Genomic DNA, 26,173 nt, shown 5'->3' on the forward strand with positions numbered 1-26,173 from the left:
CGGATCCGCCGCGTCCGCGACGAACGTCAGCGCCATCCCGCCGCCCCAGTTGGTGCTCCGGGAGTTGGAACTCGACCAGGAGGCCTGCCGCGAGTTCTTCTGCTCGATCACCTTGGCCGAGTCCTGCCAGCCGGTGAACGTCGGGTTCAGCAACTGCTGCGACATCCACACCGTCACCGTCCGGTTGAGCAGCCGGGACCGGACCGGGAACACGAACGAGAACTCGTTCATCGCCGAGACCAGCAACGCCCGCGTCGCGGTCTGCGTCGTCGCCTTCGTCAACTCCTCGGCGATCACCTCCGCGGTGTGCCGGTCCACATTCGGCCGGATCTCGTCCAGCATCCGGGCCCGCAGATCCCGAGCCTGCGGCACCCTGCCGACCATCATGTAATCCAGGCCGTCGTTACGCAGCACACTGGTCGGCGGCAACAACGTCGCGTCGGCCGGCGAGATCACCGGCGCCGGCACCGGATCGGCCAGCCCGACCTCACGCGCCCGCTCCACCGTCATCAACCCCAGCGTCCGCGCCGTCACCAACCGCGACCGCGACGACACCGGCGCCTGACCCGGCAACAGATCCGCCAGCAGGTCGACAGGCTGCTCCCGCACCGTGACGATCAGATCCGTCGCCCCGAGCGCCCACACGTGCGGACCGATGTGAATCGCAACCCGGTCCTCATCACCGGCCAAGCCCTGCTGCTCGGTCACCGACCAGCCAAACGAGACATTGCCCGACGGCCCCGGGGTCAGGCCGTGCGTGTGATCACCCCAGACGAACGGGAGCCCGAATCCGGTCGCCGCGGACGGCTGGTAATTCTCCGCGCTCTGCGACTGCCCGAACGCCGCATGCAACAACGAATGCTGATACGTGTACGAATGATCGCTGAGCCCGATCTCGGTCAGCTGCCGCGGTACCGCCTGCAGCACCACGTCATAGCGGTGCTCCCGGACATTCAACCGGTCCAGTCGCGGCCCCGACCCGAACAACGCGAAATCCAGCGCACCGGACCACACCGGCGCCTCGCCGAGATGCTCGCGCACCCGCGGACCGGCAGCAAGTAACCGCGAATGGATCTCGGCCAGCACATTCGCCGGCAACGCGGTGATCCCCAGCTCCCGGAAACCGGCAAGGGTCGGCCCCATCAGCTGTCCGGTGTCCGCCACGAACAGCACGTCCTGCAGGTCGTCGTGGCTGTCCAGGGTGATGTCCCAGACCCGCGGCGGGGTGGCCGGCCCGACCGGCACCCGCATGGCCCGGCCGGACACCTCGTCGACCGCGGACCGGAAGTCGAGCGTCGACCGCCACGCGCCGGACTCGTCCCGTTCCTGCACGAGGTCCTCGGCCAACTGCATCTGCACACCGACGTCGAGACCGGCGGCCCGATCGAGCACCCGCCAGCCCGAAGCCTGGGCAGACGACGGGGACAGGGCGGCCGGAGCGGGCACGGCCACCGTGCCGTCCGGAGGGCCCGAGGCGGGTCGGTCCGGCAACGGCGTGCCGGGACCCTGCGGCCCGGCCGGGAGATCGTCCGGAGTGGCCGGCGCAAGGTGGACCGGTTGCGACAGGGGCTGGGCTCCGGTGGTGAGCACGAGCGGGGGCAGGCCGGCCGGGGCCGGGTTGCGCACCGACGCGTCGTACTGCGGGCGGGACGGGGCGACGACCAACTCGATCTGGAAGGTCACCCGGCCGCCGAAGACCGACAGCCACTTCGCGCCACCGCCCTGCGAGCCGGCCACGTCGTAGCCGCTGGACTCGGTCCGCGACCGGGACATCCCCAACCGGCCGCCGAGCCGCCAGTCGACGCCCTTCAGATAGCTCCGGAAACCCTTCAGGAAGTTGAACGGTAGGTCCAGACCCGTCGACGCCGACCACTTGCGGCTGGTGGAGCTGCCGAGGCTGTTGTTCGTACCGTAATAGACCTCGGAGTTCGCCGCCTCGGACCCGGTGTGGTTCTGCCCGGCCGGGTCGTAGACCGCGGTGATCCGCAGCGCGACCTGCTCACCGTGCCACCCGGCCGGCCGGGCCAGGGTCACTAGGTCGCCGCCGTTGACGATGATCCCGAGACGCCGGGCCAGACCCTCCGCGCTGAGCGTGCCGGACAACAGATCGTAGTTGTCGAACGCGTGGTTCTTCCGGTCGCGTACCGGACCGGGGAACGCCCCCGGCATCGGCAGGGTGTCCACGTCGGTGACCGTGGTGCCGGGCAACAGATTCGGGTAGTGCCGGCGGACCAGGCGCAGCGCCGACTCCAGCACCTGGGACGGGTCGCTGGTCCAGTCCTTGAGCCGGGCCAGCGGCGGCAGCCAGCCCGCGTACTGCGGCGGTACCCGCAACGCACCCGGTTCCCGGCCCCGCCGGGCCTCCGAGTCGGTACGCGTCTTCACCGCGTCGGGATGCTGAGACACCAGCGCCGCCTGCTCCGGTGACGGCGTGGCACGCAGTCCCAGGGGCCGGCCGTCCGACCCGGTCAACCGATCCGCGTCCACCTTGAGCAGGCGCATCCAGGTGGTGAGGCGCACCGTCCGCTGGATCGGCACACCGTCCACGTCAGCGGTCACGGTCAGCTGGGCGGTGGCCCTCACGAAGACCGTCGGCTCGTCGACGTATTTGATCTTGAAGATCTGCACCTGGCCGGTACCCGGACCGGACCGGCTCTGACTCACCGACGACACATGGCCCGGGTTCAGCATGTTCACCGCCAACCCGAGCTTCGGCGACAGCGCGTACGCCAGTTGCGGCGCCAGCGCGCCCAGCTCGAAGGTGTCCTCGGCGCTGCTCGGCTGCGACGTCGAGCGCACGTAGACATCCTGCGAGTCGACCCGGCTGAACTCGTCGAACGATTTCACCACGGTCAGATCGTGGAAGGTCGCCTCGATCGTCACCGAGCTGTCCGGCGGCAACACACCTGGCCCGAACGGACTCGCCATGTGCAACTGGCCCGACCGGTAACCACCGGACGCGGCCTCGGTCAGGTTACCGAGCACCTGCTGGACATCCACATAGTTCAGCAACTGACGGCCCGCACCGGAACCACTGCTGTCGGCGACCCCCGGCGGCACCACACCGAACACCGCCGCCCGCACCTGCGACACCCCGGTCGCCGCGACGAACCAGGTGTTCCGCGGCAACCGCACCGCCGGCGACCCAACCGTCAGAACCGGCGCATCCGCCGCATCCGTACGCGCCGAGAAACCCGGCGCCCGAGCAATCCGATCCCGCGTCCGCTGATGCTCATCACGCAGATCAGCCGCAGTCGCATGACTTTCCTCATGACGCTCGCCCCACCACCGGGCGTCCGCACCACGCGGACCATCACTCCCCCGCTCGGCCGAACGCGCATTCTCCCGGTCATACCGCACCACCACCGCATCCGCAACAATGCCGTCGGCATACCGCACCCGCTCACCCGGCGCCTGAACAAACACCTCCACACCCGTCGACCGATAACCGAACGTAACCCCCCGATAACTGGTCGCCTTCGCCGCATTCGTCGTCACCGCGGTCACCGCCGACTTACTGGTCGTCGACTCGCCACGCAGCACCGAACGCAGCTGCCCGAACCCCGTCACATCACCGGGCCAGCCGGTGTTGTCGCCGGACTGGTGCGTACCCGCGGCCTGCCCGGACAAATCCACGCCGGAACCGAGTGACCGGCCGGTCGCGATGGTCCGCTGCGCCTCCAGAATCTGCTCGGTACGCGACTCGCCCTTACCCTCCGGCAAAACCCGATACCCACCGAACGTGCCACTACCCACCAGCGGAGTACCCCGAGTGTCGGTCAGCTGCTGCCAATCGGCCAGCCGCAACCGCACCGTCACCTCATGAACCACCCCACGCACCGGCACGAACACCGTCAGCTGATCACTGACCGCCTGCTGGACCTCCCCAACCAGCACATCCGCACCCCACCGATCACGCAACCACGAACGCACCCCGTCCCGATCCTCGACCGGGAACCGCCCGGCAACCATCTCGACCAGTTCGTCCTGCAGAACATCACCGACCAGATCGACCGTGTCCATCCCCACCGCCTGCCGCAAACCACGGTCCGTGCCGTAGGTGGGCGGCGCGAACACCATCCGCGCATCACGCTCGTCGTACAGGTCGATCCGAGTCGGTGGCAGGGCCTGGACCGGCTCGGGGAAGGCAGGCGTGTCCGACGGCAAGGGCCAGGCGTCATAGTGCTGGCTTGCCAGGTCGAACCACAGCCGCAGCGCCTCTCCACCGGTGCGTTGCACCCGCGTGTCGGGATGCACATAGCCCGCTGGACTGCTCGGACCACCGATCACCAGCGGCAGACCCAGCGCGTCGGCGACCAGAACCGAGAAACCGTCACCGGCGGCCGACGCCCAGGAATGCGGCCAGGACCGCACCAGAGCGGCCAGGCGCACCCGGTCCGCGGGTGTCGGCACATAATCGGAGGTGGCCCCGGCTACCCCGGACCGGATCGCGACCTCCCCGAAACCCGGGAACGGCGGGTCCAGGACCAACTCCGCGAGCCGGCCCGACAACACCCGCAACACGGCCGGGAACTCGCCGTCGGCCAGCACGCTGCCCGCGGTCGCCGGATCGGCCAGCCGGGCCGGCAACCCACGCAACCAAGCGGTCTGCTCCGGGCTGAAACCATCCAGCCGGGACACCGCCACCGGCGCCGACAGCACCGCTGACGACAGCACACACCAGCCGTCGCGGGGCACCCGCAGCACCGGCCGCAGAGCCGCCACCGGATCGACCGCGACCTCCGTGGAACCGGGAGACACGCCCAGTGGCGCCCGCACCACCACCGGCTCCGATGGCACCTGCGACGCACCCAGCCAGCCCGGACCCGGCCGGCCCGGCACGTACCGCCGACCACTGAACCAGGCCAGCGCCACAGCGAGATCCGCGTCCATGACCTCGGAGTGCTCCGGACCGATCTGCTGCCACCCGTTCTCGGGCGACACCCGGAGCATCGTGCCCTCCGCGGGCATCCGCCCCGCCAGCATCGAACCGTCGGTGCCCACCACGATGTCCGCCGGCGTTGCGAAGACCGTTCCTCCGTACGCTCGCGCGAAAGGCCCCGCGAACGTCGCGCCACCGGGCACCGCAAGCACCACTGTCCGCGGCTCACCGGCACCGGCCTGTGGCTGGAACTCCTGCGACCGGGCGAAGGCGGCCAACCCGTCCGGCGAGTACCGGCCCCCGCCGTGTTCCCCGGCCAGCACCACGTCCCCGGTGGCGCCGTCGATCCGGCCACGCAGGACCAGCACACCCGAACGCCCGCCATCACCGGTGATCGAGAACTCGGCCGGGACGACGGCCTCGGACTGGAACACACCGGCCGGGCCGTCGATCGTGACGGCCTGGCCGCCGGTGATGCCGTCGAACGCCAGCGGGATGCCGTCGACGACCACGTCGTTCATGACGTCCCAGCCGTCCGAGACCGCGTCCGTGGCCGCAACCGCCCCCGGTTCTGCCTCATCGGCGCCGAGCTGCAGGCCCGCGACATCCTCCGCGAGCGACGTGATAGTCACTGGGCGGGCCAGCTCGCCGTAGCGCCAGTCGCCCCGCTCGTCATCACCGAGCCCCAGGCGACGCCGGACCCGCTCGGGCAGATCCAGGACCGCGACGCCCACCGGCTCAGCGAGGTGGTAGGTGTTCAGCAGAGTCCGGTCGGTGACCGTCCGTACCCGTCCGGGCAGACTCGGCTCGGTCAGTATGAACTCGACCACCGCCGTCCACGCGGCGGCCGGGTCCGGCAACCCGTTGACCACTGGCGCGACCGAGGTCAGATGCAGATCAGCCCGCCGGTTGAACATACCGCGGATCAGCGTCGCGGCGACCCGGGCGAGCACCTGCGGCACCTCCCGCGGGCTGTAGGAACGCGGTGCCGCGAACGGATCGCGAGTCAGCCAGCTGTTGCCCGACCCCATCGAGATCTGCTGGATGGTCGGCATCGCGCCCGGGTGGCTGCCAAGGGATTCCCGCACCGACTCCAGCAGGTCGGGTCCCGTTCGGGCCATGATCGAGTGGCGTCGAGCGCGTAACTGGTCGTTACGCGCCCACAGTTCGGCAGCGGCCCGCTTCTTCGACGGATCGGATCTCAACTCTCGCTGGGTGTACGAGTAGTTCTCCTCGATCCGCTGCTCGTACAACCTGAAGAAGGGATGGTTACGGGAACTCAGCAAGGCCGAGTTGCCGTACACGGTCCCGAACGGCAGGACCTGGGAGCTGTGCGCCGCGAAACCCCGATCCCGGAACAGCGACTCCAGCTCCGCCACCCACAGAGGCCGACGGTCGGGGCGGTTCGCAGGGCCGGCCTCCGGCCCGGGTTCGGCCACCCCGTCCGAATCCAACTCCCGGGGGAGGTTGTCACCGTCGGTGTAAAGACCACCGAACCGATTCACGATCTCGACTCGAAGAATGTCACTCGCCGCGCCGAATCCCCGCCCCTGCTGTTTCGCCAACTCCGACCGGTAGAAACGATCCAACGGCATCGGATCGTTGGCGTGGAACACCTCATCGGCATTTAACAGCCGAATGTGGGTCGCCCGCGCCCAGGTGAGCATGTCCCGCACCGCCTCGGCGCGAGGCGACGTACTGTCCGGCGTCACCGCCGCCGGCGACGTTCTCTCCGCGGCTTCGAACTCCGCCCTTGTCACGTCCGTCCACAGATTGACCCGGAATCCGCCTGCGGCCGCCGACGCCACCCAAGCACTCAGATTGTTCCGGAATTCCTGCGTGGAAGCGCTACCGGCCAGCGGCCCGCCCACCCAGATCGCGTGGACGTTGAGCGACATTTCCAGGACCTCGGGCAGTTCACGTAGCTCCTCGGGAACCTCACTGTCCTCGGGCGCCCAGCTTCGCCGTTCCGGATCACGCTCATCCGTCCATACCGTACGGAGATCCGGCATCAGCGTGTCCGGCGTGATCATTTCGACCGGTTCGATGTGCCGGGCCAGATCCAACGCCTCGAAGAGGGAATCGAACTGATCAGTCTGCAACTCCTCGGCGCGGAAATCACCGAGGAACGCGGGCCGGGGCGGTGTGTCCAGCACACCGAACAGATCCGGCCCCAGCAGATCGTTGCCCAACGGCGCATCTGACCGAGCCATGTCACGCAGCCCAGCCAGCAGATCCCGGTAATCGCCGCGCGCAACCGGTGACGGTGCCGTGCCGGAGGGCAGTGGGGCGGCCGCGTTCTCTGGCTCAAACAGCAACCAGGACGCCGGGTCGGGCGACACGATCTCACCCGGCCGGCCCGGCACGCCGACCACCACCGGACCGGGCGGGGCGAGCACGTCCACCCCGGCCTCGGTGGCGAAGGCCCCGGCGAAGCCGGACCCCACCGCCGCCGTGCCACAGGAGACCAGGGCGACGTCCCGGCCGGGGAACAGATCGGCAGTGATCGCCGCAAGGTCGCGGGGCGAAAGCCGGACCTCACCGGGCGTGCCGTCCGGGCCCCGCACCGGCACCCGGACGAACTCGCCGGCGCCGTGCACCAGCACCGCGGCCCGGTCCCCGGGCGGCAGGAGGCTGGTGATCCCGTCCACCGACGCCCAGTCGGTGTCCGACAGCAGCGCCATGCCGGACCGGTCGCCGGACATCTGCCGCACCAGCACGGTCCCGCCGTCGGCAGTCCACGTGCCGTCCGCCGTGCGACGCACCTCCCGGGCGACCGGCGCCATGCCCTCGCCGGCCATCCGCAGACCGGAGAACTGGCCGGGCAGCTGAAGCCCCGGCATGGGCGCCGAAGGCTCCGCCGACAGCAGCTCGGTCAGGCCGGCGTCGTCGCCGGGCAGCCCCACCGGCGTTCCGACCTCGGCCACCGGCACCGCGCCGACCGGGACGAACAGGATCTGATCGGGATCGGACGGCAGGGCGGCGGGTCGGCCGTGCTCACCGTCCACGAAAAGCACGCCGTCCGAGTCGTGGACGACGTTGAACACCTGGCCGCGATCGCTGCCCCGGGGCACGGTGATGACGAGACCATGAGCGCCGACACCGGCCGCGGTGACCGCGGTGACCACCTCGCCGAAACCGCCGACCCTGGTCAGCTGCCGCCCTTGCGTGCCGCCGGATTCATTCGCGTACGTCAGGACGTCGCGAACGCGTAGGTCGCGTTGAGCCGGCGCGGGAGCCTGGTGGACGGTTTCCGGAGCGGCCATGGTCATGTGCGTGGCGACGGCCGTCCGCATGGAGTCGACCAGCGTGGTGGCCGGCTGGCCACTGGCCTGGGACAACGCTCCGTACCGGCTGAGGAAGGCGTCGCTCGGGTCGCCCTCCGGGCGCCACCAGGTGAACGCGCTGGGCGCCGCCGGAACGGATTCGACCGGGGCCGTCTCGATCGGGGACGGGACGTTCTGAACCGGGTGTGTGGCTGCCGGAGCGGTCTGGCCGTCGAGAGACGCCGGCGCCGTGGACGACGCGACCTCGTGGGCCGGCACCTGGCTCGACGGTACGGCAGTGCCTTCGGCGAGCGCGGGCGCCGTGGGCGCGGGCGCCGTGGGCGCGGGCGCCGTGGGCGCGGGCGCCGTGGGCGCGGGCGCCGTGGGCGCGGGCGCCGTGGGCGCGGGCGCCGTGGGCGCGGGCGCCGTGGGCGCGGGCGCCGTGGGCGCGGGCGCCGTGGGCGCGGGCGCCGTGGGCGCGGGCGCCGTGGGCGCGGGCGCCGGGCCTGGGACGGTGCCGGTACCGGTGTCGGGCGAGACGGAGACCGGCTCGTGGACCGGGGTGGGGCCGGAAAGGTTCGTGCCCGGGGAGGTCTGGCTCGGAGTGACCGGGGACGGCTGCGCCGCGGACGGTACGGCTTCGGGAACTTGCGACGTGGGCTGGGGCGCCGCCGGTGACGTGGTCGACGGCGACGTAACCGAAGGCGACGCGACCGACGGCGGCGTGGATGGTGTGGCGCCGGGCGAGGACGTGGTCGCCGCAGGCGTGGCCGGCGACGCGGGAGTCGCAACACCAGTCGGCGGAGAGGCCGGCGACACCGCCCCAGTGGACGGAGTGACACCAGGGGCCGAAACCGGCGACGGAGCTGCCGTGGACGGAACGGCGCCAGGCGACGAAGCCGGCGACGGCGTCACCGATGCCGGCGCCGAGGGGTCGGCCCACCCCGACCCTGCGTGAGGCTGTCCGCCGGTGGTCGGCGCTGCCGGATCCGTGACGTTGTAGCTGGGCGGATCGTCGCTGGTCCCGGGCTGAAGGGAATCCGGACCGACTGCGGTCACCGGCGTGGTATCACCGCCTGCTCCCCTGCCCGTTCCCGGCGCCGGGGTGTGTCCCGGCGGCAGTGTGGCGGAGTAGTCCGGCGCCGGGGTGTTCAGCAGCGTCTGCTCTCCCGTGCCCGGGGCCGGTGTGTACGTCGGGACGGGATCACGGTCCGGGATCGTCTCGGAGTCACCGGGCCGAGGGCCGGCAGCGGTCGGATGGTTGCCGTGGCCGAGTCCATGTCCGATCCCGGTGACATCACGCAGATGGGCACCGAGGTGGTCGCCGCCGAACTCGACGGTGCCGGAGGTGACGCCGGACGCGGCGCCGCCGAGCGATCCGCCGAGATCCCACGTCCCGTCCTTGATCAGCCCCCACATACCTTCGGTGAGGAATTCGGTGAGACCCTCGTGTGCGACGTTGTGCGCGTAGCTCTTGGCCACGTCCCACTTGCCGGTGCCGGCCGGTGCGCCCTTCACGTCGGGGCCGGCCTTTCCTCCCTCGGTGAACAGAGTTTTGGGTGCTCCGTCCGTACCAAATCCGGCTTTTGATCCGTCGACGGAGTCGGCGGTGTCCTTGGCCACCGAGGCGGCGCCGGCGTCGGCCGCGAGGTCGGCCGTCGCGTCCTTGCTGATGTCCTTGCCGATGACGGACGGGTCGGCCAGCGAACCGATCTTGTCGGGTTTCGGCAGGTGGGGGACGAGATGCTTGAGGCCGTTGCCGAGCAGGTGGCCGAGCCCGCCGACGCCCAGCCCGACCGCCCCGCCGAAGGCGCCGACCTGCATCGCGTCGAAGGTCTTCTTCCGGTCCCAGTGCTTGCGGGTGCCGTCCTGGATCTGGATGGCCTGGACCACGGCGTCCATCAGCACCTGCATGAAGATGCCGACGGCCTCGGCCATGCCGACCGCGATCAGTACCCGGGCCAGCCAGTTCCAGATCTTGAGCCGTCCGACCAGCAACCGCATGGCCAGGCCCTCGAGAAGGTTGGGAAAGAGCCAGGAGAGGGCCATCGCGACGAGGAATTCGATCAGCAGCTCGACCAGGGTGGCGATGATCATGCACTTGGCGTACTCGACCTCGGTGGCCGAGCTCTCCAAGCCTTGACCGAGCCGGTGAACGTACTTACCGGCCACGGTCAGATAGCCGGGATCGGTGATGTAGTCCTGCATGGCGTCGACGAACGCCTGTTCGGACGCTCCCTCGACACCCTCCGCGATCGTCCGGACCGCGGTCTGGAAGTACGGGAGGAGATCCTCGAGCCCTTCGGCCGCGGTAACGTGAGCCTGGGCTAGTTGGCGCAACTTGGTCTCGTCCGCGCCCGGGAACTGCTCACCGGACAGCCACAGCTGAAAGTTGTTGAGCTCGTCGGAAACGTCGAGACCCATGCCAGACTCACCTCCCTCGCACTACCGTCGTTCGCACCTCGGTTGATGCCGCCCTATCCCCGGCCGGTCGCGCGCCCCCCACCGCGGGCCGGCCCGTACGGGGCGTTCGGGTTCTGCGGAACCGGCTGCCAGGGCGCCCGCTCCGAAGTCTCGGCGTCGTCGAACTCGTCCCGGCCGAGCACCGACGGCGCGAGGTCCGGGTCGGTGCCCCAGACCTCTTCGTCCTCGGCCAGCCAGGTGGTCCGCTCCCGTTCCTTCTCCTGCTGGTTGCCGCCCATCGGCATCATGGGCGGCATCATCGGCGGATAGCCGCCCATGCCGGCGGCCCCGGCGCTGCCCGGCGAGCTCGCACCGGCCGCACCCACCGTGCCGGCCGTGCCGGACAGCCCGTCGAGCCGGGCGCCCGCGGCCGGGGTCGAACCGCCGGCGCCCGGCATACTGCCTACGCCCGAGCCCGGCATGCCGCCTCCGCCTGAGGCCCCGGTGGCCCAGCCGCCGTTGCCGCCCGCGCCGGCCTCCAGGTTTCCGGCGCCGAGGTTCGAGCCGAGTGGGCCGATCGACAATCCGCCGTCCGGAATTTTGCCGGGCGCCCCGGACGACGCTCCCCCGCCGAAGTCGAAGCCACCGCCGGTTCCGCCACCACCGGGCAAGCTCGTGCTACCGCCGCCAGGCAAGCTCGTGCTACCGCCGCCAGGCAAGCTCGTGCTACCGCCGCCAGGCAAGCTCGTGCTACCGCCACCAGGCAAGCTCGTGCCGCCGCCACCAGGCAAGCTCGTGCTACCGCCACCAGGCAAGTTCGTGCTGCCGCCGCCGGGCGAGACCGTGCCGGCGCCGGCACCCGGGGGGATCGTGCTGCCGCCACCAGGGCCGATCGTGCCGCCGCCACCGGGCAGGCTCACTTCCGGCTGAGATCCGGGCAGGCCGGGCAGATTCACCCCGCCGGGCTTTCCGGCGCCGACCGACGGGTCGATGTTCGAGCCACCACCCGGTTGGACACCACCCGGGCTGACCGTGGTCGGCAGCCCGTCGGGCCGTCCGTCACCGTCGGCATCCAGTTGGCCGGGCAGATTGAGGCCGGGTGAGTTCTTGCCGCCGCTGCTCGAGCCACCGGACGGCCCACCACCGAGACCCGGAACCGTGATCGGCGTGCCCGGAAGGCCGCTGAAGCCGCCGCCCGGACCGCTGACTCCACCGCCTCCGGTAGAACCGACACCGCCGACGCCGGTCCCGCCGGGAAGGACACCGCCGGGAACGAGGCCGCCGGGGTTGAGGCCGCCGATGGCGGTTCCGTCCGAGCCCCCACCGCCGAAGCTGCCGCCACCGCCGGGCCCGGCGCTGCCGGCGCCGATCAGGTCGTCGAGGGCCGGGGCGCCACTGCCTCCACCGCCCGCACTGCCCCCGCCACTACCGCCGCCCTCGAAGATGTCGCCGAGGTCGGGGGCACCGGAACCGCCACCGGTGCTACCGCCACCGGCAGGGCCGTTGAGGCTGCCGCCAAGGTCGGGTTCGCCACCGCCGCCCCCACCGGCCGCAATACCGTCGAGGCCGGCTCCGACGCCTCCACCCCCACCGGCCGCAATACCGTCGAGGCCGGCTCCGACGCCTCCACCCCCACCGGCCGCAATACCGTCGAGGCCGGCTCCACCGATTCCCGGCGACGCCACCGGCAGGTACGTACGCATGTCGTGCATGTTCAGCCGGGTGGTGTCGAGGCTGTCCCGCAGCGTCACGTACTGGCTCGCCATGGTGGCGTCCATGTTCGCCACGCTGGCGATCCAGTACGTCTGCATGTCGGTGTTGAGCTGGCTGAACGAAGCGTCGGAGAGCAGGTCGTAGGTGCGCGCTCCGGTCCCGAAGTCCAGGCTGAACTGCATGGTGACGCCGTTCGGCGGGCTGGCGCCGAAGCCGGCCGCCTGGGCCTGGATCTGGCTCAGCACCTTGCTGATCATCCCGGACGGGTCGTGCTCGCTGTGGCCCCAGAAGTCGTCCCAGGCCGCATCCACCTGCCGCCAGAAGGCACGGGCGGCCGCGGCGTTGTCGTGCAGCATCTGCACCCAGTCCTGATTGGCTTTCAGGTCGGCCTGCATCATCTTCAGCTCGTCCTGCAGATCCTTGAGGTTCTGCACGAAGGCGCCCGCCGCCGTACCGTTGAACCCGCTGTCCGGACCGTCGACCGCCTTGATCTCGGCCTCCAGCGTCTGGATGGTGCTGCCGAGCCAGGACCAGCCGTTGTAGAAGGCCTCCGCCGCGGTCTCGAACGAGTTCGGGTTGAGCACGGTGCTGCTGACCGGACCGCTGGACAGCGCCTTGACCGAGCTGTTGATGAACCTGACGTAGCTGTCGTGCGGCGAGTCCGGGCCGCCCTGGTACCAGTTCACCTGCCCTTCGAGGATCACATACTGCTGGGGCGTCGCGACCGTGATCTGGGTGGCGCCCCCGGCCGATGTGGACGCCTGCGCTCCCCCGTTGCGGTACAGGATATCCACTTTCCGGAACAGGTTGAACATGTTGTCGCCGGCCGCGGCCGGTGGCTTGTTCGAGGTGTACCAGCGGATGCGACTGAGCCACGGCATGCCCAGGAAGGTCATCCGGTCCATGGGGTCGGCGCCCAAAACCGTGATCAGGCCCGATTCCCAGGGCCTGCTGGTGTCCAGTGGCTGAGTCATCGCATTCCTCGCTAGTGGGTGTGCCTGCGGTCCGCCGTGGCCACGTCGATCGCATCGGACTCGGCGTTGGCGAGAATCGTGCTCAGGTCCTGGACGCCGGAGACGTCGCCCTGGGTGAGCCGATGGACGCTCTCCAGCATTTCCGTGACGATCTCGACCTGGATCGGGACGCTCTGGCGCAGCTGCGAGTCCAGCTGTGAGGAACGGTGGTGCTGCACCACCGGCATCGCGGCGGACGCTTCGGACTTGAACCGATCGATCACCGACCGCATGTGGTGGCGCGAGGCCTCCAGCGCGGGGCTGTTGAGCAGATCGGTGTCGGCCCCCAGGTTCTCCGGGCTCATTTCTCCTCCTCCGCGTCGGGTCGCAGACCGCCGTGCGGCTGCTGGGTCTCCCGGATCGTCTTCATGACCTCGCCCATCGCCTCGTCGAAGTCGACCGGTTTGGACAACATCTCCAGCACCGGCAGGCCGGCCGGCAGCAGGCTCTCGAACATCTGCGCCGCCTTCTCGCGCGCCTGCTGCTGCGCCTCGCCGATGGTGTCCACCAGCAGCCGGCCCAGTTCGGCCGGCGCCATCGTCCGGTACGTGCCGACCGGGAAGCGGATCTCGCTCAGCTCACCCTTTCCGTTGACGGTGACCGCCACCGCCCGGTTCTTCGCCGTCACCGTCGTACTGGCCTCGGCCACCCGGTGTTCGAAACCGTCCATCGCCGCCCGGTGCCGCTCGAACTCGGCCATCGCCTGCTCGATGCGGTTCTGCATAGGGCTTGTCATCAGACAACTCTCCGATCAGTAACCACGGCCCGACGCACGGCCACCGCCGCGAGCCGGTCCGTACGGGGCATTCGGGTTCTGCGGGACCGGCTGCCAGGGCGCACGCTCCGGGGTCTCGGCCTCGTCGAAACCATCGCGGCCGATCACCGCCTCGACGATGTCGCGGTCCGTGCCCCAGACCTCTTCGTCCTCGGCCAGCCAGGTGGTCCGCTCCCGTTCCTTCTCCTCCTGGTTGCCACCCATCGGCGTCATCGGCGGCATCATCGGCGGGTACCCGCCCATGCCCGAGGCCCCGGGTGCTGTGGCGGGTGCACCCGGGCCGCCGACCGAGCTCAGCGAGCCGGGCAGCGCACCGATCCCCGGCCCGCCGCCCACTGACCCGGCCCCACCGGGAACGCCGGCCGCCCAGCCGCTGCCGCCGCTGCTACCGCCGCCGAAAGCGCCGGTGCCGAAGTCCAGGGCCGCGCTGCCGGGGGGCGAGCCGAGCGGACCGATGCTCAGGGCGTTGTCCGGGGTCCTGCCCGGGTTCCACGGCAGTTCGCTCCCGTCGGAGCCGAGGCCACCTACGGAGCCGAGGCCACCTCCGGAGCCCGCCGGACCGCCGATCGAATCCAAGCCGCCGATCGAACCCAGTCCAGAGCCACCACCGGAACCACCACCGATCGAACCCAGATCAACGCCACCGCCGGAACCACCACCGATCGAGCCCAGATCAACGCCACTGCCGGAACCACCGATCGAGCCCAGGCTGCCACCACCGCCGGAACCACCGATCGAGCCCAGGCTGCCACCACCGCCGGAACCACCGATCGAGCCCAGGCTGCCACCACCGCCGGAACCGCCGTTCGAGCCCGGGCTGCTGCCATTGGCCGGCACAGTTGTCCCGGGCAGGGTGACCTCGCCGTCGTTACCCCCGCCGATCGAGGGAACGTTGACGTTCGACCCACCACCGGACGTGACACTGCCCGGGGAGACCGCGGTGGGACCGCCACCGAGCGGGACGTCACCGCCGGCATCCTCACCGGACAGATCGGTCAGGTCGTCGAGGCTCGGGGTGTTCTTGCCGCCGCCGCGCGAGCCGCCGGCCGCCCCACCGGCCGAACCGGTGATCAGGCCCAGCCCGCCCGGCAAACCGCTGAAGCCCCCGCTGGGGCCGCCACCGGTGGTGGTGCCGTTCGAGCCCACCTCGCCGACACTGGTTGCGCCGGTATCCCCGACGCCGAAGTCAGCGCCACCGCCAGGCCCCGAACCTGGCCCTCCGCCGGTCTGAAGCAGGTTGTTCAGATTGGGCTCACCGGCGCTTCCGCCGCCACCGGTGCTTCCGCCGCCACCGATAGTGCCGCCACCACCGCCGCCGCCGGCCGCTTTGAGGCTGTCGAACTGGAGGCCGCCACCGACCGTGCCGCCGCCTCCACCCCCGCCGCCGCCACCGACCGTGCCGCCGCCTCCACCCCCGCCGCCGCCGGTGCTGCCACCGCCGGTGCTGCCACCCTGGGGGATTCCGTCGAGGCCGGCGCCGGCGGTGCTGCCGCCGCTGCCGGCGGTACCCGCCGCCGGCGCCGTCGGTGTGTAGGTACGCATGTCGTGCATGTTCAGCCGGCTGGTGTCGAAGCTGTCCCGCAGCGCCGCGTACTGGTTGGCCATCGTGATGTCCATGTCGGCCACATTGCCGATCCAGAACGCCTGCATCGCGGTGTTGAGCTGGCTGAATCCGTCCCCGAGCACGTCGATGGTGTGTGGCCCGTTACCGAAGTCGACGGTGATGTCCCATCGCGAGATCTCGGTCGGGGGCTCGACGTGGTTCAGGGCGTCGGCCGAGGCCTTGAAACCGGCCAGTGCCTTGTTCACCTCGGCGGACGGGTCGTGGCTGGGATCGCCCCAGAACTGGTTCCAGGAGTCGGTGATCCGCTTCCAGAACACGTTCGCCGCGTCGCCGTTGTCGTGCAGCATCTGCACCCAGTCCTGATTGGTCTTCAGGTCGGTCTGCACCATCGTCAGTTCGGCCTGAAGATCTTTCAGATTCTGTACGAACGCGCCCGCCGCGCTGCCGTCGAAGCCGCTGTCCCCGCCCTCGACCTTGTCGATCTCGGTATTCAGCTGCTGGATCGTCCGCCCGAGCCAGTCCCAGCTGTTGAAGAAGCTCTGCGCCGCGGTGTGGAACGTCTCCGGGTTGAGCACGCTGCCGGCGGGCCCGGTCGACAGCGCTTTCTGCGTACTGTCGATGAATTTGACCCAGAAGTCGTGCGGTGAGTTCTCGCCGCCCTGGTACCAGTTCACCTCGCCCTCGACGATCAGGTACTTGTCGGCATTCTGGGTCTGGGTGGCGTAGGGCGTGCCGTTGTTGTTGACGACCTGCAGACTCGTGCCGCCGTCCAGCTTGCGGTAGAGGTTGAACTGGTTGGCCCCGGCCGCTCCCGGGGCGCTGTCCCCGACATACCAGCGGGTACGGCTGATCCACGGCATGCCCAGGAACCGGCTGCGGTCCATGGGGTCGGCACCCAGGACCGTCATCAGGCCCGTCTCCCAGGGCTTGCCAAGGTCCAGCGGCTGAGTCATCGCATTCCTTCGGGGCGGGGTGGATCAGCTGACGAGTACAGCGGGAGCGGTCAGACCGCCGGCGATGCGGGCGGCGCCACGATCGACTGGGTTCCGGTGCCGGTGTACCGGCCGTAGTCGGTCAGCGACATGTTCGTCAGCTCGACGTGGTCGCTCGATGCGAGTACGTGGTCGAGGCCCTGGACGACCTTGTCGAGTTTCTGGTCGATGCCGGCCAGGCGCTGGTCGAGCTGGCCGGCGACCGCGGTGACCCGGGCCTTCACGTCCTGGCCGCTCTGGAAGTTGCCCGAGCCGGGTACGACCGCCAGGTTGGCGAGCTGTCCACCGCGCGGGTGGGCCATGTCGAGCGGGTTGGCACCGCCCCGGACGACCGAGACGTTGTTGCGCATCTTGCTCAGGTTGTCGCGCACCTCGGTGATGAAGTGATCATCGACCTTGATGTTGCCGCTGTTGTCGGGCATGCCCAGCTCCTTTGACTAGGTTCGGGGAAGGGACGGATACGGGCGGCAGCGACAGCGCCGCCCGTACCCGGTTCAGCGCTGGAACCCGCGCGCACCCTGGAGGTCGGCGTCGATGTAGCCGTTGGTGATGTGGTTCAGGCTGTTGCCCTTGATCCCCAGCGCGTCCTGCATCTCCCGCATGCCCTGGGTCCACAGCTGCTGGGCCTGGTCATAGCTGTCGATGGCGACACCGGCGTTGGCGCCCTTGAACTGCTCGGCCTTGGCCATCAGCTCGGCGAGCGACGACTGCAGCTGGTCGGTGACCTGGCGCAGCGACTGCACCCCGTCCGTGGTGATGCCGGTGTTGACCGCATACGTAGCCATACTGTTCTCCTCTCCTGGTGTTCGAGTGGCCGGCTCAGGTCCAGCTGGCCGAGACTTCGCCCTGGGCGGCGAGCGCGAGGTTGTCGTCCTCGGTGCTCTGGGTCAGCTTGGAGAACTGGACCATGCTCTCGTCGAGCATGTTCAATGCGTTCTGCACCTTGCCCAGGCCCTGCATCCACTCGCCGAGACCGTCGCTGAACCGGCCCGACGCGGTGCCCTTCCAGCCGCCGACCAGGCTGGCCTGAGTGGTGCTGACCGAGTTGTGCGCGGTCTGCTGGTCGTCCGACGCCTTCTTGAAGGCGCTGATGAGGGCGACGGTGGTCGCCTCATCAACCTGCTTCATACCGTCTGCTGCCATTTACCTCGCCTTTCCAATCCCGGCCCGGATCGGGCCCGGTTCGTGGGGTCGTGCTGTTGCGTCCCGGCGAGACATCGCCCGCGGGCCGCGACCCGGACGTGACCCCGGCGCAGAACGCCGCGGTCCGCACGGGTGTCGAGGGTTCCGGGGCCACCCGGATCCGGCGTTCACTGCTGCACCGCCGACATGCCCAGCAGCGGTCCGGTGGGCAGCAGATCGAGCAGGCGGGGCGGGACCGGCCGGGCGTCGCCCGCGGGATAGCCGAGCCGCTCGGCCGCGGCGGCGTCGGCCACCGGGTACCTGACCCCGGAGTCGGTCACCAGGAACCGGCTGTTGCCCAGCGCCTGGTCGAACCGGCCGGCGACGACCAGCCCGCCCTGGCCCGGCTCGACGGCGATCGCCGCGGCGGTCCGCGCCGTACGGGTCCGGCCCAGGCCGTCGGTGACCATTCCGGCCTTGGACACCGGCGAGTCCGCGACGATCTCCACCGTCCCGTCCGCCATCCACTGCCGGCTGCACCAGGTGGTGCCGTCGGTCGGGAGGGGCACGATCCGCGGCACGTCCGACGGGACACCCGGCGGCAGTGCCGGCAACGACGAGGTGGGCAGCTGCGCCAGAGCGGAGGGGCTGACCTCGGCCGGCCGGACCGAGCCACCGGCGTAGAGGGCCGCGGTCGCCGGATCGGCCGCCAGCATCGCGTACGCCAGCGGGCTCAGCACGCTCAGGCCGTCGCGTTGCAGCAGGTAGTTACGGGTCTCACCGGTCGCGGCATGGGCCACGAACAGCTGGCCGATCCGGGTCGGGCGCCCGTCGATCGGCCGGCCCGCCCGCCCTCGGCCGGGCACGACCGGCAACGCCAGGTCCGGCCCGGCCGGTACGACCTCGAGCCAGGCGTCGTCGACCGGTGCGGCGGTGACGGTGGCGCCCAGCAGCTGGGGCAGCCAGTCCGTGGTGACCTTCAACCGGCGGCCACGCCAGATCATGAAGATCTGAGTCTCGGAACGAACCAGGATGGCCTCGTCCGGCGACAGCGGCACACCACCGCCGTGGTCGGCCGAGGTGATCGCCAATGTGGTGGCTGCGGTCTGGCGTCCGGACTGGTCCGACAGGGTCGCGGCACAGACCGTCCACACCTGGCCGGCCACCTGACCGGCCGCGGGCAGCATGTCGGGGGCACCCACGACGCCCACCGGCTGCCCGTGCGGCACCCCGGCCAGCGAGCGCCGGGACACCGACACGACGGTGGGGTCCTTGGCCAGGATGAGCCGGACCGAGGCGAAGTTGAGGATCGGGCGCAGCTGGCCGCCGACGTACACGAAACGGCTGCCCGTCTCCTTCTCGACCACCAGCGCTCCGGGCGACTGCCAGGCGGTGGAACCGCCGGGACGGATGAAGCCGTAGACCGCGAAGCCGCCGACGACCAGGACGGCGATCAGCAGGCCGGAGACGGTTCCGACGACGGTACGCCGGTTCGGGTTCTCGGCGGCGTCCGCGTCGCCGACGATCAGGGCGGTGACCAGACGGCTCCAGACATGCGACTGCGCCTGGACCTGATCACGTCGGGTCTGCACGACTCAGCCGCCCATCGCGCGTGCGGCGCCGTACAGGTCGAGTACGGCGGCGAGGACCGGGAGCAGCGCGACCGTGCCGATCAGTTGCAGCACGTCGCCGACCCGGCCCCAGATCGGCATCGTCCGTTTCCGGGGCAGGGTGCGGGCCAGGATGAACAGCAGCACGGCGAGCACCGCGAGCAGGGCGGGCACGGCCAGCAGCCGGGTCGGCGGGCTCACCCGGTCGAGCACGACCAGCGCGGTGGCCACCAGACCGGTCACCGCCGGACCGGCGATCGCCACCCGGTGCCAGCTGTTGATCAGCGGGCGCACCGCGAGCAGCCGGACCAGGGCCGCGAGCACCACCAGGACCACGGCCGACCGGCCGCCGTCCAGCGCGGTCAGCAGCAGACCGGCGGTCGCCGCGACACCCAGTCCGCCGTGCAGCCCGGTCATGTACCGGTCGGCGACGGCGGCCTGCCGCAGCAGCGCCTCGCTGGGCTCCGGGTCGATGTCCTCCTGCAGATGCTCCGGCTTGGTGGGAAGCGGGGCCAGACGGATCCGGGCCAGCCGGAATGCCGTCAGGGGCACCCCGACGGTCAGCACCGTCGCCAGCACCGCCACGATCGCACCGGCGCTGCCGGCGTCCAGGCCACCGAAAGCGGCCGGTGCCGCGCCGGCCGCCGCGCACACGGCGGCGATCCCCAAGCCGCTGAAGAGCGGGCCGCCCGCCCCGGCCAGCAGGCCGGACAGGGCCACCTGGGCGGTCGCGACGAGCACACCGGCGAAGATCTGCGGCGCACCGAAGACCAGGCGGGAGGTGCCGTCGGCCAGGTTGGGGGCGATCATTCCGGCCAGTCCGCCGTACCCGATGCCGCCGAGCAGGGCGACCAGGCCGAACCGGCGGTCGCCGAACGACCGGGTGAAGACGAAACCGGCGGTCAGCAGCACCAACGCGATCCCGGCGGCGACCCCGGCACGAGCGGCCACCGGGCCGGTGTCGGCCAGCGCGACCAGGCCGGCCAGCAGAACCACGGCGAACGTTCCGGCCGAGGCCCAGGCGGCCATCTCGGCCCGCCACCGGCCCGGCCGCTCGCGTATGCCGCTGGCCAGCCCGTCGGCCAGGTCGTCGAAGTGCACCGGCGGGATCTGCTCGGCCCGCGGGCGCAGGTACACCACCGTGCCGTCGATCAGGCCGAGCGATTCGATCGTGGCGTCCTCGTCGAGCGGCCGGCCGCCGAGGCGCTGCAACACCCAGCCGCCGTGCGCCAGGCCGGCGTCGGCCAGCCCTTCGCCGAGGTGATGCAGCAGCGCCGGCAGCAGATCGGCCACGACCACCTGGGCGGGCGCGGCAATCTCGATCTGCCGGTCCGGTCCGCACACGACCAGCCGGCACATCTCTGCAGTGGAGGCGCCTGTCATGCCCGATATCGACGGGGCGGACGGCGGCTGGTTCAAAACAAAAATTATTTCTTTCGGATTGACCTCAGGGGGCCTGCCATCCGTCGTACTTCCGCAAAGTTCGGCGAATCGGAGGCGACAAAGAGTGAGCACCGTGCTGTTCCGGCGTCCGGCGCGACGCAACGGCCCAGCCATGCCGACCGGAGAACTCCAGCTGCAGGAGCCGCCCGCCCTGCCGGAAATTCAGAACAACGGCATGCGCCAAGCCATGATGGTGCTGCCGATGGCCCTGATGTCCGGGGTGATGATGCTCATGTTCGTCGGGCCCTCACGCGGCACGGTGACCTGGGTGATGATCTCCATGATGGCGGTGGCCATGGGTGGCATGGCGGTGGCCCAGATCGCGTTCGGCAACGCCGACCGGCGGCAGCGCGTCGGCGGGGACCGCAGCGACTACCTGCGGTACCTGGCGCAGAACCGGCGGCGGGTCCGCAAGAACGTGGCGAGTCAGCGTGAGGCCGGCCTTTGGCAGCATCCCGACCCTCGATCGCTGTGGTCACTGGTCATGACGACCCGGCGGTGGGAACGGCGGCCGACCCACCCGGACTTCCTGGAGGTCCGCATCGGCACCGGCGAGCAGCGGCTCGCCACCCGGATCACCCCGTTGCAGACCAAGCCGATCGAGGATCTGGAACCGCTGTCGGCCAAATCGTTGCGCCGGTTCATCAATGCCTACACGACCCTCGCCGACCAGCCGGTGGCGCTGTTCCTGCGGGGCTTCTCGCAGATCCGGGTGAGCGGCCCGGACCGGGAGGCCAATCGCGCCTTCACCCGCTCCCTGCTGATCCAGCTCGTCGCGTTCCATGCGCCCGAAGAGGTACGCCTGGTGTTCTGCGTCGACGAGGCGGGCGCCGAGGCCTGGCAGTGGGCCAAGTGGCTGCCCCACACCCAGCACCTCACCGAGCAGGACGGCGCCGGCCACGTGCGCCTGGCCGCCGACTCCATCGAAGCCGTGGAACGCCTGCTCGGCGAGGCTTTCCTGGAACGAGCACGGTACGAGACCGGGGCCACCCCCAACCGCGACGAGCCGTACGTGCTGGTCGTCCGCGACGGCGGCCGGATGGGCAACGGCGCCCGGATGGGCACCGCCGGTTACCGCAACGCGGTGCTGCTCGACCTGGACGACCCGTCGCCGGCGAACGCCAAGGGCGTGCTGAGCCTGCACGTCGACGGCGACGACCTGATGAACCTGCGCCGCGACCGGGTCGGGGCCGAGGTCCGTTCCCGCACCGGCCGCCCGGACCGGCTGAGCGCCGGTCATGCCCGGGCCGTCGCGCGCCTGTTGTCGCCGTACCGTCTGGGGGTGGTCACCGAGACCACCGAGGACAACCTGAAGAGCATCTTCGACCTGGGCACCCTGCTGCACATCCCGGACCTGGGCCGCATGGACGTCGACCTGCTGTGGGCACCCCGGGCGGACGCCGACCGGCTGCGCGTGCCGATCGGCATCGACAGTGACGGCAACCGGGTCGAGCTGGACATCAAGGAGTCCGCGCTGGGCGGGATGGGCCCGCACGGCATGCTGATCGGCGCCACCGGCTCGGGAAAGAGTGAGCTGCTGCGGACCCTGGTCCTCGGGCTGGCCGCCACCCACTCGTCCGAGACGCTCAACTTCGTCCTGGTCGACTTCAAGGGTGGCGCGACGTTCCTGGGCCTGGACCGCCTGCCGCACACCTCGGCGGTGATCACCAACCTGGCCGACGAGGCCGCCCTGGTCGGCCGGATGCAGGACGCGCTGCACGGCGAACTGGTCCGCCGCCAGGAGTTGCTGCGGGCGGCCGGCAGCTACAGCTCGGTCCTGGAGTACGAGCGGGCCCGCGCCCAGGGAACCCCGCTCGACCCGCTGCCCACGTTGTTCGTGGTGGTGGACGAGTTCAGCGAGCTGCTGGCCACGCATCGCGACTTCATCGACCTGTTCGTGATGATCGGCCGGCTGGGCCGGTCACTCGCCGTGCACCTGCTGCTGGCCAGCCAGCGGGTCGACGACGGGCGGATCGGGCAGCTGGAGTCCCACCTGTCGTACCGGATCGGGTTGCGCACCTTCTCGGCGATGGAGTCCCGGTCGGTGATCGGTGTCCCGGACGCCTACGAGCTGCCACCGGCGCCCGGCAACGGCTATCTGCGGACCGACGTGTCCACGCTGATCCGTTTCAAGGCGGCGTACGTCTCCGGCCCCTATCGTCCACGGACCGCCCGCGCACCGCAGGAGATCGTTCAGCAGCAGGTCGTCCCGTACACCCTGGAAGCGGTCGAACTGCGGGTCCCGGAGCCGTCCTCGATGCCTGAGCCCGCCGAGTCGGAGACCACGACGGCGGACCCGGCCGGCCGGGACAGCATGCTGTCCGTGATCGCCGGCCAGCTCACCGACCGGGGTGCACCGGCCCATCAGGTGTGGCTGCCCCCGCTGAGCGCCTCACCGACGCTGGACCAGCTGCTGCCCACACTGGCGCCCGACCCGGAGATGGGACTGTGCGCCCCGGAATGGGCCGGCAACGGCCGGCTGATCGCCCCGATCGGGTTCATCGACAAACCCTTCGACCAGCTCCGCGACCTGCTGCTGGTGGAGTTGGCCGGGGTCGGTGGGCACGTCGGCATCGCCGGGGGCCCGCGCAGCGGCAAGAGCACGCTGATGCGGACGCTGATCTGCGCGCTGGCGCTCACCCACAGCCCGCGTGAGGTGCAGTTCTACTGCCTCGACTTCGGTGGCGGCACGCTGAGCACGATCGCCGGGCTGCCGCACGTGGGCAGCGTGGCCGGGCGGCTGGACGCCGACCGGGTGAACCGCACCGTCGCCGAGGTGACCGCGCTGATCACCCAGCGGGAGCGCCGATTCTCCGAGCTCGGCGTGGACAGCATGGCGACGTACCGGCAGATGCGTGCCGACGGGCGGATCACCGACGATCCGTACGGCGATGTCTTCCTGGTCGTGGATGGTTGGTTCACGCTGCGCTCGGAGTTCGAGACGCTGGACGCCACGGTTCGTCAGATCGCCGCGCAGGGTCTGAACTACGGCATCCACCTGCTGCTGACCGCGGCCCGCTGGTCCGAGGTGTACCACGGGATGCGGGACCAGATCGGCACCCGGCTGGAGCTGCGCCTCGGCGACCCGGTCGACTCGGTGATCGACCTGCGCCTGGCGGCCACCGTGCCGCAGCTGCCGGGACGCGGCCTGACCTCGGACAAGCTGCACTTCCTGGCGGCACTGCCGCGGATCGACGGCAACCCGGACCCGATCGGCATGGCCGAGGGCATCCGTAGCCTGGTCGCCACCATCGACGAGTTCTGGGACCTCGACCCGGCGCCCCGGGTTCGTACCCTGCCCGCGGTGCTACCGGTGGAGGCCCTGCCCGCGCCCGAGGGTGACATCCGCATCCCGCTCGGCCTGGACGAGGAGCGGATGCTGCCGGTCTGGCACGACTTCGCCGACCTGCCGCACCTGACCGTGCTGGGCGACGACGAGAGCGGCAAGACCACCGTGCTGCGGCACATCGCCCAGTCCGTGGTGTCCCGGTACACACCCGACCAGGCCCGGATCATGTTCGTCGACTACCGGCGTCAGCTGTTCGACTGCGTGCCGGCCGAATACCGGCTGGGTTACTCGGTGTCGCTGGACTCGACCAGGGACACCGTCAAGGACGCCGTCCTCGGCCTCGCCCCGCGGATGCCCGGCGCCGACGTCACCCCCGAGCAGCTGCGCCGCCGCGACTGGTGGACCGGTCCGGAGCTGTTCGTCCTGGTCGACGACTACGACCTGCTGGCCGGGCACGACTCGCCGCTGTTGCCGCTGGTGCCGTACCTGGCCCAGGGCGCCGACATCGGGTTCCACCTGGTGCTGACCCGGGGCGCGGCCAACGTGATGCGGATGTCGATGGATCCGGTGATCCGCCGGGTGCAGGAGACGAACACGCCCGACCTGGCGCTGTCCTGCCCGCCGAGCGAGGGGCCGCTGCTGGGCAATGTGCGGCCGCGGCAGCTGCCACCGGGACGAGCGCTGCTGTGCACCCGGCGGGGCGGCAAGCTGATCCAGACCGCGTACCGCCCGGTCGAGACCGCCGTGTCCTGAACGGCGGACGGCCCGGCCGGTGATCACCGGCCGGGCCGTCCACTCGGAACCGTTATTTCAGGGTCGCCAGCGACGGCGGCGGCCTCTGCGCAGTGCCACCACGACCAGATGGACGATCCCAGCGGTCAGCAGCGTCACCACCCCGATCACACCGGCGATCAGCTTCACCGGGTCGATCCCCGGCGCCGCCGGGATCACGAACCGGCCGGCCGGCAGCGGCGCCACCGGCGCGTCGTCGTCCGGGCCGCCGGCCACCGCCGCGTACACGTCCAGGGATCCGGGAACACCGGGCCCGGCACCCGGCTCGGCCGCGGTGATCAGACGCCGCGTCACCTGGTCGGCGGTCAATTTCGGAAGGTACGCCCGGACCAGCGCGGCCGAGCCCGCCACGTAGGCCGCGGCGACCGCCGAGCCACCGACCGTGTAGTTGCCGGTGCCGTCCGGGCCGACGCTGTACGCCTGCTCGCCCGGCGCGAACAGGTCCAGGCCCGATCCGGGCGACCCGGCCTCGGTCGCCAGCCCGTTCGCCGTGATCCCGCCGACCGCGATCACGCTGTCGTCACTGGCCGGGTACCAGGGTGCGGGCGGACGCCCGCCGGAACCCTTCTGGTCGGTCACCGCGGCCACCACGACCACGTCCCGGGCGAGCGCCTCCCGGACCGCCGCCCTCAACGACGCGTCGGGAGTGGGCGTGCCCAGCCCGACCAGGACGACATCGGCGCCGGCGGCCGTCGCGGCCCGGATGCCCTTGGCCAGGGCCTGCGGGGGGACCTTGCCGTCCCGGCCGACGACACGGATCGGCAGCACCGTCGCCTCGGGCGCGACCCCGACGAAAAGACTTCCCGGGGTCGGGCGGGCGGCGATCACCGCGGCCAGGGCGGTGCCCCGGCCGAGGCAGTCGGCATCACCCCGGCCGACCCGGGTGACGTCCTGGCCGGCCAGCACGGCCGGGCCGCCCAGACCGCCACCGCCGCGGCTGACCCCGGTGTCGACGACCGCCACGGTCACCCCGGCGCCCCGGGTCAGCGGCCACACACTCGCCGGGCCGACCCGGCGGAACGCCCACGACATCTGGTCGGCGACCACCGGCGACGGGCCGACACAGCCTTCGGTCGCGGCCGGCAGCGGAGGCGGTTCGGCCCCCGCGGCCCGTACCGGCACCGGGCCGGCCAGCGCCGCACCCGCCACCAGGACGCCGGTCAGCACCACGGCGCCGTCCCTGTTCATCCGCATCCCAGCGCTCCACCGTGCCTTCTCCGCTGCTGCCCGACGATCAACCCCACAGGTACGACGGGCCACGGCACCTGCGGTTCACCGAGGTCCGGAGGAAGTTGCGGGTGACATCTGA

Annotated in this window: 12 protein-coding genes (1 of these 12 running past the window's edge); 1 reads left to right on the top strand and 11 read right to left on the bottom strand. The window is 70.9% G+C overall.

Annotated features, from left to right (window positions below; translation table 11 throughout):
* The 10 genes from ACSHV8_RS21985 to eccD all read right to left on the bottom strand — a co-directional run.
* Positions 1–10,572, bottom strand: the 5' end (the start) of a protein-coding gene (locus tag ACSHV8_RS21985; protein ID WP_436535626.1) for a toxin glutamine deamidase domain-containing protein. 21,852 nt of this gene lie to the left of the window's left edge; only the first 10,572 of its 32,424 coding nucleotides appear in the window; its start codon is at positions 10,570–10,572; the stop codon falls past the left edge of the window.
* Positions 10,573–10,625: 53 nt separating this feature from the next.
* Positions 10,626–13,238 (bottom strand): hypothetical protein, encoded by a 2,613-nt coding sequence (locus ACSHV8_RS21990; protein WP_436535627.1) that lies wholly within the window; start codon positions 13,236–13,238, stop codon positions 10,626–10,628.
* An 11-nt stretch (positions 13,239–13,249) separates the two neighbouring features.
* Positions 13,250–13,582, bottom strand: coding sequence for a hypothetical protein (locus tag ACSHV8_RS21995; RefSeq protein ID WP_436535628.1), 333 nt, complete (start codon positions 13,580–13,582; stop codon positions 13,250–13,252).
* Positions 13,579–14,013, bottom strand: a complete 435-nt coding sequence (locus tag ACSHV8_RS22000) for a YbaB/EbfC family nucleoid-associated protein (protein WP_436535629.1) — start codon at positions 14,011–14,013, stop codon at positions 13,579–13,581. Before ACSHV8_RS22000 ends, ACSHV8_RS21995 begins: the two co-directional genes overlap by 4 nt.
* Positions 14,014–14,028: 15 nt before the next feature.
* Positions 14,029–16,569 (bottom strand): hypothetical protein, encoded by a 2,541-nt coding sequence (locus tag ACSHV8_RS22005; RefSeq protein ID WP_436535630.1) that lies wholly within the window; start codon positions 16,567–16,569, stop codon positions 14,029–14,031.
* Between the two features lie 50 nt (positions 16,570–16,619).
* Positions 16,620–17,030 carry a hypothetical protein gene (locus ACSHV8_RS22010; RefSeq protein WP_436535631.1) on the bottom strand — a complete coding sequence of 137 codons (411 nt, stop codon included), beginning with the start codon at positions 17,028–17,030 and terminating at the stop codon, positions 16,620–16,622.
* Between the two features lie 72 nt (positions 17,031–17,102).
* On the bottom strand, positions 17,103–17,393 hold the full coding sequence (locus tag ACSHV8_RS22015; protein WP_436535632.1) for a WXG100 family type VII secretion target: 291 nt from the start codon (positions 17,391–17,393) through the stop codon (positions 17,103–17,105).
* Between the two features lie 34 nt (positions 17,394–17,427).
* Positions 17,428–17,736, bottom strand: a complete 309-nt coding sequence (locus ACSHV8_RS22020) for a WXG100 family type VII secretion target (RefSeq protein ID WP_436535633.1) — start codon at positions 17,734–17,736, stop codon at positions 17,428–17,430.
* 182 nt (positions 17,737–17,918) lie between these two features.
* The gene (gene eccB / locus ACSHV8_RS22025; protein WP_436535634.1) at positions 17,919–19,322 is read right to left on the bottom strand and encodes a type VII secretion protein EccB; all 1,404 of its coding nucleotides are present in this window, start codon (positions 19,320–19,322) and stop codon (positions 17,919–17,921) included.
* Positions 19,323–19,325: 3 nt separating this feature from the next.
* Positions 19,326–20,699: a type VII secretion integral membrane protein EccD gene (eccD, locus tag ACSHV8_RS22030; protein ID WP_436535635.1), complete on the bottom strand. Its 1,374-nt coding sequence runs from the start codon at positions 20,697–20,699 to the stop codon at positions 19,326–19,328.
* Positions 20,700–20,895: 196 nt separating this feature from the next.
* Here eccD and eccCa point away from each other — a divergent pair, with 196 nt between their 5' ends.
* Complete coding sequence (gene eccCa / locus ACSHV8_RS22035) at positions 20,896–24,825, top strand: type VII secretion protein EccCa (RefSeq protein WP_436536858.1); 3,930 nt, start codon at positions 20,896–20,898, stop codon at positions 24,823–24,825.
* Between the two features lie 57 nt (positions 24,826–24,882).
* On the opposite strand, the gene ACSHV8_RS22040 is transcribed toward eccCa, so the two are convergent.
* Positions 24,883–26,058 (bottom strand): S8 family serine peptidase, encoded by a 1,176-nt coding sequence (locus ACSHV8_RS22040; protein WP_436535636.1) that lies wholly within the window; start codon positions 26,056–26,058, stop codon positions 24,883–24,885.
* Between the last annotated feature and the right edge of the window lie 115 nt (positions 26,059–26,173).

This window comes from Actinoplanes sp. HUAS TT8 (assembly GCF_051380535.1).
GTDB lineage: Bacteria > Actinomycetota > Actinomycetes > Mycobacteriales > Micromonosporaceae > Actinoplanes.